The 15,249-nt window shown below is 71.2% G+C and carries 16 protein-coding genes; 5 read left to right on the top strand and 11 right to left on the bottom strand.

The features are described 5' to 3' along the window. Positions 1–31: 31 nt before the first annotated feature. Positions 32–1,051, bottom strand: a complete 1,020-nt coding sequence (locus tag VZQ01_RS16830) for an alpha/beta fold hydrolase (protein WP_223749885.1) — start codon at positions 1,049–1,051, stop codon at positions 32–34. Between the two features lie 236 nt (positions 1,052–1,287). Between VZQ01_RS16830 and VZQ01_RS16825 the strand changes: the two genes are divergently transcribed. From VZQ01_RS16825 to VZQ01_RS16815, 3 genes are all read left to right on the top strand, one after another. Next, a complete protein-coding gene (locus VZQ01_RS16825) occupies positions 1,288–1,515 on the top strand; it encodes a hypothetical protein (RefSeq protein WP_370640400.1) in 228 nt (75 codons plus the stop codon). A gap of 81 nt (positions 1,516–1,596) precedes the next feature. Beyond that, positions 1,597–1,851, top strand: a complete 255-nt coding sequence (locus VZQ01_RS16820) for a GIY-YIG nuclease family protein (RefSeq protein ID WP_141333092.1) — start codon at positions 1,597–1,599, stop codon at positions 1,849–1,851. Between the two features lie 171 nt (positions 1,852–2,022). Further along, positions 2,023–2,397 carry a hypothetical protein gene (locus VZQ01_RS16815; protein WP_141333091.1) on the top strand — a complete coding sequence of 125 codons (375 nt, stop codon included), beginning with the start codon at positions 2,023–2,025 and terminating at the stop codon, positions 2,395–2,397. A 4-nt stretch (positions 2,398–2,401) separates the two neighbouring features. Here the strand turns inward: VZQ01_RS16815 and VZQ01_RS16810 are convergent, their stop codons facing one another. Next, positions 2,402–2,710, bottom strand: coding sequence for a hypothetical protein (locus VZQ01_RS16810; RefSeq protein ID WP_223749791.1), 309 nt, complete (start codon positions 2,708–2,710; stop codon positions 2,402–2,404). Positions 2,711–2,797: 87 nt separating this feature from the next. Here VZQ01_RS16810 and VZQ01_RS16805 point away from each other — a divergent pair, with 87 nt between their 5' ends. Continuing rightward, positions 2,798–3,079: a hypothetical protein gene (locus VZQ01_RS16805; protein WP_046710668.1), complete on the top strand. Its 282-nt coding sequence runs from the start codon at positions 2,798–2,800 to the stop codon at positions 3,077–3,079. Positions 3,080–3,088: 9 nt separating this feature from the next. Continuing rightward, entirely contained in the window at positions 3,089–3,502 is a 414-nt protein-coding gene (locus VZQ01_RS16800; RefSeq protein WP_426748358.1) for a B-box zinc finger protein, read from the top strand. Positions 3,503–3,511: 9 nt separating this feature from the next. On the opposite strand, the gene VZQ01_RS16795 is transcribed toward VZQ01_RS16800, so the two are convergent. The 9 genes from VZQ01_RS16795 to VZQ01_RS16755 all read right to left on the bottom strand — a co-directional run bounded on the left by VZQ01_RS16795 (position 3,512) and on the right by VZQ01_RS16755 (position 15,228). Continuing rightward, positions 3,512–4,204 carry a radical SAM protein gene (locus VZQ01_RS16795; protein ID WP_267698347.1) on the bottom strand — a complete coding sequence of 231 codons (693 nt, stop codon included), beginning with the start codon at positions 4,202–4,204 and terminating at the stop codon, positions 3,512–3,514. 196 nt (positions 4,205–4,400) lie between these two features. Continuing rightward, the gene (locus tag VZQ01_RS16790; protein ID WP_408888322.1) at positions 4,401–5,342 is read right to left on the bottom strand and encodes an oxygenase MpaB family protein; all 942 of its coding nucleotides are present in this window, start codon (positions 5,340–5,342) and stop codon (positions 4,401–4,403) included. Positions 5,343–5,416: 74 nt separating this feature from the next. Continuing rightward, positions 5,417–6,256, bottom strand: coding sequence for an NAD(+) diphosphatase (gene nudC, locus VZQ01_RS16785; protein WP_408888321.1), 840 nt, complete (start codon positions 6,254–6,256; stop codon positions 5,417–5,419). 130 nt (positions 6,257–6,386) lie between these two features. After that, the gene (gloA, locus tag VZQ01_RS16780) at positions 6,387–6,773 is read right to left on the bottom strand and encodes a lactoylglutathione lyase (protein WP_223749795.1); all 387 of its coding nucleotides are present in this window, start codon (positions 6,771–6,773) and stop codon (positions 6,387–6,389) included. Between the two features lie 58 nt (positions 6,774–6,831). Then, positions 6,832–9,147, bottom strand: coding sequence for a hypothetical protein (locus VZQ01_RS16775; protein ID WP_426748357.1), 2,316 nt, complete (start codon positions 9,145–9,147; stop codon positions 6,832–6,834). 889 nt (positions 9,148–10,036) lie between these two features. Further along, positions 10,037–10,447: a hypothetical protein gene (locus VZQ01_RS16770; protein ID WP_408888318.1), complete on the bottom strand. Its 411-nt coding sequence runs from the start codon at positions 10,445–10,447 to the stop codon at positions 10,037–10,039. Positions 10,448–10,549: 102 nt separating this feature from the next. Then, on the bottom strand, positions 10,550–11,770 hold the full coding sequence (locus VZQ01_RS16765; protein WP_223749798.1) for an NAD(P)H-dependent flavin oxidoreductase: 1,221 nt from the start codon (positions 11,768–11,770) through the stop codon (positions 10,550–10,552). Between the two features lie 150 nt (positions 11,771–11,920). Further along, positions 11,921–12,385 carry a GNAT family N-acetyltransferase gene (locus VZQ01_RS16760; RefSeq protein ID WP_426748355.1) on the bottom strand — a complete coding sequence of 155 codons (465 nt, stop codon included), beginning with the start codon at positions 12,383–12,385 and terminating at the stop codon, positions 11,921–11,923. Continuing rightward, the gene (locus VZQ01_RS16755) at positions 12,385–15,228 is read right to left on the bottom strand and encodes a TonB-dependent receptor domain-containing protein (protein ID WP_223782283.1); all 2,844 of its coding nucleotides are present in this window, start codon (positions 15,226–15,228) and stop codon (positions 12,385–12,387) included. Before VZQ01_RS16755 ends, VZQ01_RS16760 begins: the two co-directional genes overlap by 1 nt. Positions 15,229–15,249: the final 21 nt, after the last annotated feature.

Genomic DNA, 15,249 nt, shown 5'->3' with positions numbered 1-15,249 from the left:
AACCCGGGCCCAGGCCCTCACGTCGGCCGGCTCACGGCCGGGTGGCGTGCGCGGAGAGGAACGCCTCCACCAGGGGGAAGATTTCATCCGGGGCGCGGCGGCCCAGCACCAGGTCCGCGTGCCCGTAGTCCGCGCCGAAGCCGTGCCCCCGCCCGGCGACGAGGAACTTCACCGGGCCGCCCAGGGCCTCCTTCGCCCGCGCCACCGACATGGGCGGGGCGAGCAGGTCCTTGCTCCCCGCAAGCAGCAGGAAGGGGATGCGCACGTTCGACAAAGCCTCGCGGTAGTCGAAGCCGCCGTCGTAGGTGGTGAAGCGGTTGGTCGAAATCCACCGGGCGAACTGGCGCCCCACGCCGCCGGAGATGTTCGCGGGCACGTTGGCCAGCGCGCGCCGCACCACGTCCGGCTCCATGTTCTCCGCCAGCATCATGTACCGGCTCAGCGGGCCCGGCGGCGCGCCGAGCAGCGCGATGCTGGTGACGCGGCCGGTGGGGATGACCTTCAGCCGCAGGAGCGGCTCCACCTTCTGGATGAAGGTGCGCAGCCCCGGCTGCACCGCGAAGGTGAAGGGGCTGCCGAGGATGGCCGCCGCGCGCACCGGCGCTTGCGGATTTCGCGCCAGGTGGGCGTAGAGCATCAGCCCGCCCTTGGAATGCCCCACCCAGAGTACTTCCTTGGAACCGGTGGAGACCACGGTGCGCAGCGCGGTGCGCACGTCGTGCTCGGCCTGATCATCGAACGTGAAGTCCGAGCAGTCGCCCGCCAGCCCCCGGCCGCGCAGCTCCATCACCCACGTCTCGAACCCCGAGCGGGCCAGGTAGCGGGCCAGGCTGTACTGCTCGTCGAAGTCCAGGTGGAAGCGGTTGGCGCCCAGCCCGTGGCAGAGGATGACGGGCTCGGCGTGCCGGCGCTCCCCTCGGGCGTGATAGCGCCCCAACGAGATGGCCGCGCCGTCGTCCGTGGGCACCCGATAAAGCTCGTCCGGGCGGAACGTCAGCGTCAGCAGCCCCTCTTTTCCGCGCGTCATCGTCCGCGAGAAGAGGTCCGCCATCCGCCCCAGCCGCGCCGCCTGTCTACGTGTCACACCCCTACTCTACGCCGGTCCAGGGCTCGTTGCCGTGTCCAATCCTGGGCAGTCACCCCTGTCGGCAGGGGGGTTGCAAGGAGATGTAGGCATATCCGTTCGGAGGAAACTGGATGCGGCAAAACCGGGCAATCAAGGAAGCATTGTCATCCTTCATCGCCACCGTTTTTCCCACAGACACCCTCCTGCGTGCCCTGAGGGTGATGGAGCGGCACCAGGTACAGCTGTTGGGCGTGGTGGGGGAGGGGGGCGGGCTGATGGGGTTGGTGAGCGAGCAGCACATCCTGGCGGCGTGGCGGGGAGATCCGCTGGCCCCGGTGTCGGCGGTCATGGCGAGGGTGGGCGAGCCTCCTCCGGAGCGGCAGCGCTTCCGGCTGAGGTTGCCGAAGCTGACCCTGCGGCGTGGGGGCAAGGGGCGCCTGCCCACCTGACGTCCGGGGGCGCGCCGGGCGCGGCGTGGCGCTACAGTGGCGCCCCCCGTGCCGGACGACGCCCCCCGCTGGACTGTCTACATGCTGCGCTGCCGTGATGGCTCGCTCTACACCGGCGCCACCAACAACCTGGAGCGCCGGGTGGCCACCCATGGTCGGGGGCGGGGCGCGGCCTACACGCGGGCGCGGCTGCCGGTGACGCTCGTCTGGAGCGAGGCGGCCGAGGACCGGAGCGCGGCCCTGCGGCGGGAGGCCGCCATCAAGCGCCTGTCCCGGGGCGACAAGCTGCTGATGGTGGAGGCGGCCCGTCCACCCGCAAGGCGCCGCCCGCGCTGAAGGCGGCGGCTCGACGTCATACCTCGGAGCGGGGATGTCTGTTGCTCGGTGAGCCTTTCTCCGCGCATGTGTTTTCATCCCGGAATCCGGGTCTTTTCCGTTCCGGATGCCGATACACGAAACCCGGCCCACGCGTTACCGTGCAGTCATTCCTCACAGCAGGGGTCGGTCATGCTTCGGTCTCGTTCGGGAGTCTTCCTCGCGTTGGTCATCTCCGCCCTGGGTACCGGTTGCGGGATGGTGGTGAACCACTCCCCCGAGGTCACCGCCGGGCCCATCCCCAGCCCGAAGACGGTGGCGCCGGGCGAGGTGGTGCAGATGCTGTTCGAGGTGAAGGACCCGGACGGGGACGGCATGGAGTACTACTGGACGCAGTCGCCCGCGGAGCCCGCGGGCCGGTTCAGTGACCCTCACGCGCGCGCCCCCACGTGGACGGCGCCGGACGTGGATGGGCCCAAGCACTTCCTGCTGCAGGTCAACGTGGTGGACAACGAGGGCGGCGGCTTGCTCGGCACGGCGCCGTCGGTGCTGGTGCGGGTGCCGTAGTGCTTCAGGGGGCCGTCTGGGGGGCGGCCGGGGGCGGAGCGCCCGTGTCCCGGGCCTTGCGGTTGGCGCGCATGACGAAGAGCACGCCCAGCACCAGGAAGATGAAGGCGCCCACGCCGGCGCCGATGGTCTGGTAGTGGATGAGGTCCGTGGTGACGTTGCGAATCACCTCGGGCAGGTTGCACATCGTCTGGCTGGCCAGCGGCGTCTCGTTGTACCAGCCCAGGTAGTTGGGGCCCACCCAGGACGCCACGAGGACGCCCAGCAGCGTTCCCAGCAGGACGAAGTTGAGCAGCGTCTTGGCGGCGTTCATGGGCAAGCACCTCGGAAGGAGGACGGCGGGCCGTGCTTAGTATGTGCACGGCGCGCGGGCCAGGGGGGAACGTGTTAAGGGAGGGGCGTGCCGCTGCTCCCGCTCGCCCTCCTGTTCAGTCTCGTCGCGCTGGTGTGCGCCGCCTTCCTCCTCGTCCACGCCTTCCGTCGCAGCGTGGGCACGGGGGTGATGGTGCTGCTCATCCCCTGCTACGTGTTCTTCTACGCGTTCAGCCAGTTCGAGCACCGCCACAAGGGCTTCATCGTCGCCGGCTTCGTGTCGTGTGCGGCGCTGGCGGCGGTGTTCCTGGGGCTGGGCGCGCATGCGCTCGCGCCGCCGCCCATCCGCTTCCCGCCGCCGGGCTTCTGACGCTCCGCCGTGGCGCGCTGCGGCCTTCATCCGGAAGAGCCCGCGGTCGCCACCTGCGCGCGCTGCGGCACCTTCCTGTGTGCCGAGTGCGTGGAGCTGGTCCCGGAGGGCTCCGTGTGCGAGCCGTGCCGGGCGCGGCTGCGCATGGACGGGCCCGCGTCGCGCGTGGCCTGGGGTGCGCTGGGGTTGGGCGTGGCGGGGCTGTTGCTCCTGCCGTGCTCGCTGGGGATTCCCCTGCCGCCGCTGGTGGCGGGCGCGGGCGCCCTGGTGCTGGGGCTGCGTGAGACCGGGCGCATCCGCAGGGCCGAAAGCCCCGTCCGGGGGAAGTGGCCCGCGCGCGTCGGCTGGGTGCTGGGGGGGCTGACGCTCCTGCTGGTGCTCGTCTGGGTGGCGATGTTCCTGTTCCTCGCCATCGACAGGTGAGGCCCGTCGTCAGACGCCGCGCTCGTTCGGGTCCCACATGTACTTGTGCATCTGGAGCTGGAAGCGGACGGAGAGCCGGTCCTCGATGGTCCACTCCGCCAGCTCGCGCGGGTGCAGCTTGCCGAACACGGTGGAGAACAGCAGCGAGAAGGGCTTCTCGGTGAGGCGGTGCTCGGCGATGAGCGCCTTGGACCACTCGTAGTCCTCGCGCGAGCCGATGACGAACTTCACCTCGTCGTTGGCGTTCATCGACGAGAAGTTGCGCAAGTCGTTGCGCGCGCACTCGCCCGAGGATGGCGTCTTCATGTCGACGATTTTGTGCACCGCCGGAGGGACCAGGCGCACGTCGATGGCGCCGCTGGTCTCCAGCAGCACGATGAGCCCCGCGTCGAGCATCGACTGCATCAGCGGATACACGCCGGGCTGCAAGAGCGGCTCGCCGCCCGTCACCTCCACGCGCGGCGTGCGCAGGGCCTTCACCTGCTCCACCACGTCCGCGTTCTTCATGCGCGTGCCGCCGTGGAAGGCGAACTCGCTGTCGCAGTACGTGCAGCGCAGGTGGCAGCCGGTGAGGCGGACGAAGGCGCACAGCAGGCCCGCGTGCGAGGACTCGCCCTGGAGGGAGAGGTAGATCTCCTTCACCACCACGGAGTCGGCGGTGGGGACCAGACGGGGCTCGATGTGCGGACGCGCGGCGGGCATGGCTTCTTCGTGAGACGGGAGGGAGCGGCGCTTCAACCCCAGTCAGCCCACGAGGTCAAGCCGCTCCCCCAATCCCGAGCCAACGCCCCGGCCGCGCCACCGGATTCCCCGCCCGGCCCCAGGGCGCCAGGGGGCGGGAACCCCGAGCAATCTGGAGGACTTGCGGCTGTCCGGACGCCCGGGTGCGCCCAGGCCTTCAGGTGCCGGCGGTGCCCTGACGGGGCGGAGCGGCCTCGGGCTCCGCGGTGGGGGCGGCGGCCGTGCGGTGGTGATGCACGGGGCAGCCCTTGGGGAAGGTGCCCAGCTTCTCGACGTCGAAGCCCTGGGGGTAGGTGCGCAGGTTGGAGCCCTCGCGCCCGAACAGCGGCGTCTCGCGAGGCGACAGCGCGTAGCGCACGAACCGGCCGCGCAGCCACAGCGCGGAGCGGAACACCTTCCGGCTGAGCGAGGACGGGCGCGGGTAGTGGAAGGCGTCCAGCAGCGCATCCTCCATGAGCGTGCGCGCGAACAGCGTGACGAGCGGCTTGGGCGCGAGGTTCGACGGAGGGAAGGTGGTGAGCAGCTCCAGCGTGGCGTCGGCGACGGCGCGGCTGCGCGAGTCGAAGGCGAAGTGCTTCGCCTCGTAGTCGTCCAGGAGGGTGACGAAGTCCTCGTACGTCCCGGGGATGTCCTGGATGCCCATGTGGCGACCCATGGCGCGGTAGTAGTGCGTCCACGCCGTCACCTCGTGGGGCGTCAGCGCCCTCCAGCCGAACTCCGCGAGCCAGCGCACGGGCGTGACGACGAAGGTGGACAGCACGTAGCGCATGTCATCGTTGGAGATGTCATAGGCGCCGTGCATCTGGTTCATCCGGCGCAGGGCCGTGCGCCCCGCGGTGCTGGCCATGCCGTGCTCGAGGATGGCGTCGAGGATGAGCACGGTGTCGTCGTAGCGCTTCTGGGGGCGCGCGGTGAACTCGCCGGTGTCGTGCAGCAGCACGCCGATGCTCGGCACCGCGTAGGTGCGGAACAGCGCGAAGCTGAGCGCCTGGGTGATGTCCCAGGGGAACTCCTGGGTGGCGAGGATGCGGACGATGTCCTCGTACTGCGTCACCGCGTCCAGGCGGTCGGTTCGGTCGCGCAGCGCGAAGCGCTTCATCCGGGTCCCTCCTGCGAGAGCTGGCGGGCACTGTACCGAATGCCCGTGGCGCCCGCTTGTTGGCACTCGCGGGCTCACCGCCCGGTGGGAGGGCTGGCCTTCACGCGCTCGACGAAGGCGTCGATGAGGTGTCGGGCGATGCTCAGGCGCGGCGGGACGCGGGGCAGGTGGTCGGGGTGGAACCAGTGGGCCTCGGCGATCTCCTTGCCGTCGACCTGGATGTCGCCGCCCGCGTACTCGGCGGTGAAGCCCACCATCAGCGAGCGCCCGAAGGGCCAGGGCTGCGAGCCGAAGTAGCGGATGTTCTTCACCTCGATGCCGACCTCCTCCTTCACCTCGCGCGCGACGCACTCCTCCAGCGACTCACCGGCGTCCACGAAGCCCGCGAGCGTGCTGAACATGGGCTCCGGCAGGGTGGAGTTGCGCGCGAGCAGCATCGTGTCGCCCCGGGTGACGAGGACAATCATCGCGGGGGAGATGCGCGGATAGAACGGAGTGTTGTCCACCGGGCACCTGCGGGCGCGCTCCCCGGAGACGAGCTGCGTGGGCTGGCCGCAGCGTCCGCAGAAGCGGTGCTGCACGTCCCACTCGGAGATGGCGAGCGCGCGCCCCGCGATGGCGAAGCGCACCTCGTCCAGCCGCTTGTAGAGCGCGCGGGCGGGCACCAGCGTGGTGCCCTCGGGCGGCGTGAAGTCCCGGGGAAGCGGCGCGGTGTAGCAGTCCACGCCGTCCAGCGTGCCCAGGTAGTGCGCCGCCGGGACGACGTCGGGGAACGCCGCGCCGGTGGGCAGGACGATGGCGCCATCGCGCTCGGAGATGAGCAGCTCCATGCCGCGCGCGAGGAAGAGCAGCGCGGTGTCGCGAGGACGCGCGGGCGGCTCGTGGCTGGGGAGGAAGATGGGGGTGGGGCTCACGGGGGGCAGCTTAATGGGCCGGGCCCACGCACGCAGGACTCGTTCCGGGGGCCCCGGGTGGCTTCACGGGTTCGTGGCGCGGGGGGCTGGGACGTCACGTCAGCCCTCCCTCGCGTGGGGACGGGGGCTTTCAGGTGCCCTGCTCGATGAGCTCGACGCGGTAGCCGTCCGGGTCCTCGACGAAGGCGATGACGGTGGTGCCGTGCTTCATCGGCCCCGGCTCGCGGACGACCTTGCCGCCGGCCTCGCGGATGGCGTCGCACGTCTTGCGGATGTCCTTCACGCCCAGGGCCACGTGGCCGTAGGCCGTGCCCAGCTCGTACTTCTCCACGCCCCAGTTGTGGGTGAGCTCCAGCGCGGGATGCGTGTCCTCGGGGCCGAAGCCGACGAAGGCCAGGGTGAACTTCCCATCGGGGTAGTCGCGGCGGCGCAAGAGCGTCATGCCGATGATCCGGGTGTAGAAGTCGAGCGACTTCTCCAGGTTCCCCACGCGCAACATGGTGTGCAGGATTCGCATGCCGCGCTTCATAACGCCCCGGGCGCCGCGCGTCTCGCGCGGGCTGTCGGCACTCGGACTATGGGTTCACGGAGGACTCGTTGGCCCGGACCTTCCGTGGAACGGTGAACGTCCCCACGGCCACCCGGCCATCGGACATCGGCCGTCCCGGCGCCTCGAGCAGGGGCACGCGCGACTGGTCGCCGCCCGCGTGCCACAGCCCCACCATGACCGTCCACTCGCCCTGGGGCCAGCCGCGCGTGGACACGGAGAACGCGTCGCGCAGCAGCGTGTCCCTGGGTGCGTCGGTGAAGAACCAGGTGCCGCCCACCACGTCGTGGTCCGCGCCGAGCCGACGACCGTCCGCCGCGACGATGTGCACGAAGATGCCCACCGAGCGCGGCACCGGCCCCGTCACGCGCCAGTTCAGCACCATGGACGCGATGCCCTCCGCGTCGGGCTCCTCGGGAATCTCCGCGGCCACCAGCTCCACGGGCACACCGAAGCGCGCGTTGATGGGCGTGGCCTTCGCGGGCAGCTGCGCCACCGTCAGCGGAGAGCCATCCTGGTTGCGCGGGTCCGGCTTCGCCACGGGCTCGCTCCAGGCGGTGGCCACGGCGCCCCACGCGACGAGGGGCACCAGGGCCACGCCCACCGTCGCGGGCCAGGACAGCCGCTGTCCCCGACGCTCGCGCCACAACAGGAAGCCGAGCCCCACCCACGCGAGCACGGACACCAGGGTGCCGCCGAGCCCCGAGCGGGGCAGGAAGCTCAGCACCACCTGATGGCGACCCTCGGGCACGCGCACGCCGAGCAGCCCGTCGCGCGAGACGACCTCGCCCTGTGAGGACTTCCAGCCGGGGTGCCAGTTCTGGTTGACCAGGAGCACGGTGGGCCGCGTGGCCTCCACGTCCACGGTGACGCGGTTGGGCGTCCACTCCACGCGGCGCGCGGTGCCGGAGCCGGGCTCCTCCAGGTACTCCTCCTGGTTCAGGTCGCCGCGCAGCTTGGAGGACATGGGCACGGGCCACGCTTCACCGCAGGCGATGGAGCCTCGGTTGAGCGCGAGCAGGTGGCCTTGGGACCAGCGGTTGCCGCGCGCCTGCGCGAAGGGCTGCTCCTTCTCGACGGGCTGCGGAATCATCTGCGCCCAGTGGGAGAGGTTGTCGAAGGCGCGAAGCTGGAGCCCCCAGCTCGCCAGGGCCACCGCGCACGCGGCCGCCGCGGCCCAGGTCCACCGCGCGGGCGAGCGCCACGTGCGCGCCAGCAGGACGGCGAGGCCCAGCGCGGCCAATTCGGCGAGGAAGAAGCAGGTGGGGACGAGGAAGCGCTCGGGGTAGCGGAACGTCTCGAAGATGGGCAGCGTGCGCAGGCCCGCGAACAGGGACGGTGACGCCGCGTAGCCCGCGGCCATCCACGCGCAGAGGCCGGCGACGATGGCGGGGTACAGCGCGCGCCGCCACGCGAAGGCGAGGGCCGGCAGCGCGAGCGCGAGCGCGGCGGGGGCGAAGTAGAAGTTGCCGGTATCGCTGTAGCCGGAGCGTGCCGGCAGCTCGAGCAGCATCTTCACGAGGGGCGTGAGGTCGTTGCCCGGCGTGCCGGCCATGACGCGCGGCGAGGAGCGCATCGTCTCGAGGATGGGCCACAGGCGGAAGGCGCAGGCGGCCAGCGTGAAGCACGCGGTGGCGCCCAGGGACCACAGGGCCTGGAGGCGGCGGGGCGTGCCGCGAAGGGTGTAGAGCGAGCGGCCCGTCTCGAGGACGACGAAGAGGGCGCCCATGGGCACCGGGTAGGTGCCGCCGAAGGCGAGCAGCAGGGAGAAGACGGCGGCCACGAGCGCGGCGCCGGACAGTCTGCCCTCGACGGCGCGGCGGGTGCCGACGAGCAGCCACGGCAGCAGGAGGAAGCCCGCGAAGTTGAGCCAGCCGATGGACCAGGACAGCGCGGTGAAGCCCATCAACCCGAAGAGGGGCGCGGCGCCGAGCGCGCCTGCCGCGGAGCCCACGCGTCGTCGGGCGTAGTGGAAGAAGCCCTCCATGCCGAGCACGAGGAACATCCACAGCAGCACGGGCTCCGCGCGGCGCGGACCGATGAGCGAGGACACGAGCACGGTGGGCGCGAAGACGCGCGTCTGCGGACTGCCGAGCGCGTACTGGCCGCCGCAGGACCAGGGGTTCCACAGCGGGAGCTGTCCGTAGTTCGTCACGCTGCGGGTGCCCGCGTCCTCGTACGAGTCGAGCAGATGCGAGTCGCGGAAGTCGTTCAGCCCGCCGGCGACGGACAGGGGCCGCCAGCACGCGATGAGCGCGATGACGCCGAAGAGGGCCAGGCGCACGCTGGTGAGCGAGGCGGCGCGGTGCACGGCGCGGAGCAATCCGTGGGACGAGGTCGTCATGCGCGAAGGGGCGCGCCGTGGAGCGCGAGAGCGGGAGAGGTGGCTCGCATCCGTCGAGGATGGAGTGAGGAAGCGGTGGGGCGGAGCGCTTCATCGGCTCCGGGCGGCGTCACGCGCGAGGTACTTCCGCGCATCGGCGAGTGAACATCGGCCGTCGCCGCCCATCCAGAATGCAGTGAGGAAGCGGTGGGGCAGAGCGCTTCATCGGCTCCGTACGACGTCACGTGTGAGGTGCTCCCGTGCATCGGCGAGAGAGCATCGGCCAGCGGCTCCCACCCAGAATTCAGTGAGGAAGCGGTGGGACGGAGCGCTTCATCGGCTCCGGGCGGCGTCACGTGTGAGGTGCTCCCGTGCATCGGCGAGAGAGCATCGGCCAGCGGCTCCCACCCAGAATTCAGTGAGGAAGCGGTGGGACGGAGCGCTTCATCGGCTCCGGGCGGCGTCACGCGCGAGGTACTTCCGCGCATCGGCGAGTGAACATCGGCCGTCGCCGCCCACCCAGAATGCAGTGAGGAAGCGATAGGACGGAGCGCTTCATCGGCTCCACACGACGTCACGTGCGAGGTGCTCCCGCGCATCGGCGAGAGCGCATCGGCCAGCGGCTCCCACCGAGGAGCCAGTGAGGAGTCGGCGGGGCGATGCGCTCCGTCCGTCCCGGGCGACGCCTCGTGTGGGAGGCTCGCCCGTGGCATCGGGAGGTCAGCGACTGTCGCTGCCCACCGTGGTTGCAGTGAGCAACCGGCGAGGCCAAGCGCTCCGGTTGCCCCGGGCGACGTCACGCGCCGGAAGCCCCCTTGCGTCGGAGCGCACGCATCATCCGCCCGCTCGCGAGCGCCGCCGTCGCGCGAGGCACGCGCAGACCACGCGAGGTGAGAGGTCTCGCCGCGCATCAGTCGTAGAACGGCCGCGGCTTGCACGGGCTCGCGGTGGCCTTGCGAGGCGCCGTCACGGGCGACGAGGCGCGCAGCTCCGTGTCGATGGCGTCGAACACGTCCGTGACCGGCACGTCACGTCGCCGCGCCTCGTTCATCACCCAGCCGCGCTCGGAGGCGCCGAAGTCGTCATCCTGGGACCAGTGGTCGCCGGGGAACGAGTGCATCGAGCGCCGCCGCCAGTGGGGCTCGGCCTCCGCGGCCATCCTGCCCAGCAGCTCGCGCTCCTCCGGGGACAGGCGCCGCGAGGGGGCCCTCACCTCCGAAGTCACCGCCCGCGCCACCACCACGCCGCCGCACAGCGCGAGCCCGAGCCATCCCGAGAGTGCCACGCGTCGCCAGTGCGCCTGCGTCTTCGTCATCGTCATGGAGCCCACCCGTCGTCGATGGGTTCCTACTCCAACTCCCACGGCCGCATCACCCGAATCCTCCGCCCGAGACCAGGCGGGCGGAGCGCCGTCCGTCCGGCCTCAGGAGCGGTCGTTCTCGTCGGTGTCCGCCTCCAGCTCGTACGGGTTCGCGAGCAGCCGGTGCGCCCCCTCCATCATCTCCACCACGATCTGCCCGGCGGGCTGCACGCTCTCGATGCGCGCCATGCTGGAGCCGCTGGCGGGCAGCACCATCTCCTCCAAATCCCCCTGCGTGTCGGGCGTGGGCACGAAGGCGCTGAAGCGCGGCATCGTGTACAGCGCGTCACCACCCGCGAGCCCCGGGAACAGCCGCGTCGTGCCGATGGTGTCCTGCGTCTGCGTCGGCGCCTTCGCCTCCCGGCCCGCCCACTCGCGCACCACGCGGTTGCGCAGCACCCGCTGCCTTGGGCCGCTCCACTCCGGACCGAAGAGCGTGGTGAAGTCCGAGTCGCGCGCGTCCCCGTCCACCAGGCGCTGCTTGTAGCCCGGATGCGCGTATGCCTCCACGGAGGCCACCATGCGCGTGCCCACCCAGACGCCGTCCGCGCCGTGATACATCGCGCGCGCCGCGCTCAGCGCGTCCGCGATGCCTCCCGCGGCCAACAGGGGCAGCTCGCTCGTCAACGCGCGCAGCTCCCGCACCAGCTTCAACGTGGGCGTGGTCCCCCGGTTGTAGCCCGCCGCCTGTCGCCCCTGCGCGATGAGCCCGTCCACGCCGAGCGCCAGCGCGTCCTTCGCGAACTCCACCGAGCCCGCCTGCACCCAGACGCGGATGCCCGCGGCCCTCAAGTCCTTCACCCACGCGGCCGGAGGCAGGGCCCAGTGGAACGCGACCACGGGGACACGCTCGCTGATGCACGTGTCGATGTGCTCGCGCGTGGTGAGGTCCCCGGCCCGCGCATGGTCCAGGATGAAGTCCACGCCGAAGGGCCGCTGCGTGCCGGCGCGGATGGCCTGGATGCGAGCGCGCAGGAACGGAGCGGGCTCGGGCGCCGAGCCCAGCATGCCGATGCCACCTGCTTCCGACACCGCGATGACCAGCGGCGGCAGCGCCACGAAGGCCATGCCCGCGCTGACGAAGGGGTAGTGCACCCCCAGGTCCTTCGTCAGCCGCGTGTGCAGCGTGTTGTCCTCCATCACCTGGATGGGGCGGCGAGGCGCGCGCTCGGCCTCCGCGTCGGAGGCGAGGCCCTCGTCCTCCAGCTCGCTGTCTCTGGGAGCTCCCGAGGGGCCGGCCCGATGGGAAGGGGGCGCGCCGCGTCCGTCGTTCGTTCCGTTCATCGTCTCTCCTCGATGTCGCTGGCTCGCTGACCGCGCTGGAAAGGTTACCAGCATCCCCCGGTTGTTGAGGTCAGGGGGCGACACGGCGATGGTCCGCCCGGATGCTCGACGACATGCGCCGGTGTCCGCTGGTGAGCACCGCTCCCGCGCCTACGTCCCGAGTGACTTCCGCATGTGCCGGTGTGGAATGCCGACTTCCAGGAACGCTTCCGCGTACGTGGAATAACCCAGCCGTTCGTAGAAGGGGACGACCGCCTGTCGGGCATGCAGGTGGACCTGGGTGAGGCCTCGCCGCACGAGCTCCGCCTCCAACGTCCGGACCAGTCGGGCGCCCAGTTGGCGGCCCTGGAGTTCTGGCGTCACGGCCATCTGGAACAGCCGGCCACCCCGCGGGTCCTCGGGATGGAAGAGGACACAGCCGAGCACCTGTCCGCCCGCGTGCGCCACCAGATGGAGGCTTGTGTCCTCGAAGGGGAACGTCACCTGCTCGCGCGTGTAGCCGAGCGGCTCGCGCAGCACCCGGAAGCGCAGCTCCAGCTCCCCGGCATACAGCGCGTGGCCGGGTTGGATGAAGTCGAGCGCGAGCCCGGACGGCGCGGCGCCGGACGCGCTCATCAGAACGTCCCGGTCAGCTGCAGGGTGAAGGTGCGACCGTACTGGGGCACCGGCGCGATGGAATTCTCGTCCGACACCGGAATCCGATAGCTGGTGTCGAGCAGGTTGTGGACGCCGGCGAAGTAGCGCAGCGGGCCATAGTCACCGGAGAGGCCGAAGCTGATGAGCAGCGCCTCGCCGCTGTCGGCGCCGCCCTCTCCGGTGGGGCGCGCGCTCTGGTAGGTGGCTTGGGTGGCCAGCCGCATGTCGCCGCCGCCGATGGGCATCAGCAGGCGACCGGAGACCAGGTGCGCGGGGGCCGCGGCGGCCACCTCGTCCGAGGCGTTGCGCAGCCGCACGTACGAGTAGCTCATGTCCACCAGCAGGTAGCGACCCGGCTGCCAGTGCACGCCCGCCTCCGCGCCCCACGCCAGCGTGGTGCCGCTGTCGTTGCCGAACACGAGGCACTGGGTGCTGGTGCCGCACTGGCCGGAGGGGTTGGCCTCCTCCTGCAGCCGGACCAGGTTGGAGATGCGGTTGTGGTAGCCGGCCACGGTGAGCCGCAGCTCGTCCGTCAAATCGTGGCCGTGCTCCAGCTCGAAGGTGGTGATGGTCTCCGGGTCCAGCGCTTCCGGCGCGGCCTGGGTGATGCCGTCCGCGTAGTGCAGCTCGTAGATGGTGGGCGCGCGGAAGGCGTTACCGGCCACCAGCTTGGTGAGGCCCGCGTCGTAGGGGCGGGCGATGAGCGCCACGCGAGGCGTGATGGGGGTCTCGTCCACGTCCGTGTACTTGTCCAGGCGCAGGCCCGCCGACAGGCTCAGCCGGGGGTGCAGCTTCCACTCGTCGAGCAGGTACGCGGACAGGATGGTGCGCGTCTTGGTCTCGAGGATGGGGCCGGGGTTCGTCGACTGCCGCACGCCCAATTGGCCCTGGGCCTCCACGCCGAGGGTGAGCCGGTTGCCCTCGAACAGCCCCACCCGCGCGCGCAGCTCCGCGTTGACCCAGTCCGCGTCGCCGGTCTCCTCGCGCGGGCCGCCGGCCGACTCCTGGTACACGTAGATGCCGTCGTAGCGGCTCAGGTCGAACGAGCCGCGCGCGGACAGGCTGAAGTTCTCCGAGAACTCGTGCTCGTAGCGCCCCTCCGCGAAGAAGCGCAGGTCCTTCACGCGGTTGCCCTCCGTGCCGGGGACGGTGCCGTAGGGGGCGGTGGGCAGCTCCTTGGAGCGCACGTTGAGCATGGCCTGGAAGGCGAAGTCGCCCACGCGCGCGCGCATGGAGCCGGTGGCGGCTCGCTCCGCGTCCAGGCCGGTGACCAGGTACTCCCGGTCGGCGAGCAGCCGCGTGGTGTCCGCGCCCGAGGCCGTCAGGGCCGCGGCGCTCACCAGGATGGAGCGGTTGCCGTTCGCCCACGCCGCCGTGGCGTGTCCACGCGTGGTGCCCAGCGCGCCCACGGCGCCCGTCACCTCCAGGTGCTTGTCCTGGCCGAGCGACTCGCGGGGCACCACGTTGATGACGCCGAAGAAGGCGCCGGTGCCGTAGAGCGAGCTGCCCGGGCCGCGCACCACCTCGATGCGCTCGATTTCGAGCAGGTCCACGTTGAAGTCGTGCGCGGCGAAGCCCTGGCCGGCCCACACGTCGTTCATGGGGTGGCCGTCCCAGAGGATGCTGATGCGCGTGTTGAGGTCGCCCGGGGGCGAGAAGCCGCGCACGCCCAGATAGGTGTACGTGCGGTCGTCGGTGAGGAAGAAGCCGCGCACGCCGGACAGCGCCTCGGCGAGCGTGCGCCAGCCGAACGCGCGCAGCTCCTCCTGGGTGAGCACCGTGGTGGAGGCGGGCGCGTCGTCGACGGCGACCAGGCTCTTGGACGCGGCGCGCACGGGCGGGGGCGCGTACCTGAGCTCCGCGTGGACCTTCACCTCCTGGTCGGCGATGACCGTCACCTTCTGGCGCAGGGGGCGCACCTCGCGGCTCTCGACCTCCAGCTGGTGCTCGCCCTCGGGGAGGGTGACGACGGTGGGCGTGAAGCCCGCGGGCTGGCCGTCCACGCGCACGGTGGCGCCGTCGCGGTTGGCGGTGACGACGAGCCGGCCCGAGGGGCGGTCCTGCACGCGCAGCGACACGGAGAGCGGCACGCTGCCGTCGGCGGGCACGTCCACCACGTACTGGCCGGGGGCGTAGCCGGGCGCGCGCACGTAGAGGATGCGCTGGCCGGGCGGCAGGCGGGCGCGGCCGGGCAGCTTGGTGATGACGGGGCCGTTGGGGGCGTCACGCACCTCGGCGCCCTCGGGGGTGCCGGTCAGCTCCACGCCGCCGGTGATGAGGAACAGGTCGAAGGTCTGCTCCGTCTCCTTGCCGCGCGCCACGGTGACGGTGGCCTCGGTGGGACGGTAGCCGTCCTTCTTCACCATGATTTTGTGCCGGCCCGGCGACAGCGCGAGCGTCTGCGGCGAGCGGCCCCGGCTGCCCAGGTCCATGCGGTCCACGTAGACGTCCGCGCCCTTGGGCACGGTGGTGACCTTCACCAGCGCGACCTTGGGGCGCAGCCGGTCCAGCGAGCGGGAGACCTCCGAGGCGTCCTCGGTGGGCAGGTCCTCGGTGAGCAGGTCGTTGTAGTAGCGGTACGCCTCGTTGAACTTGCCCAGCGCCTCGAAGCAGCGGGCGATGTTGAAGAGCACGTTGCGGTTGGGCACCAGCCGGTAGCTGGTGAAGTACGAGCGCAGCGCCTCGGTGTACTGCCCCTTGGCGTAGGCGTCATTGCCCAGCTCGAAGGCGATATCCGCCTCGTCGGCGTTGTTGTCCGCCCACGAAGGGGAGGACAGGAGCAGGAGCGACAGGACGAGCAGGCCAGAGCGTGAGGGAACCATGGGGCGGCGACATTCTTCCCT

Origin of the sequence: Myxococcus faecalis (assembly GCF_050039385.1) — a bacterium.
Classification (GTDB): domain Bacteria; phylum Myxococcota; class Myxococcia; order Myxococcales; family Myxococcaceae; genus Myxococcus; species Myxococcus fulvus.
Note: the sequence above shows the minus strand (reverse complement) of the source record. Positions and strands in the feature narration are given on the sequence as shown.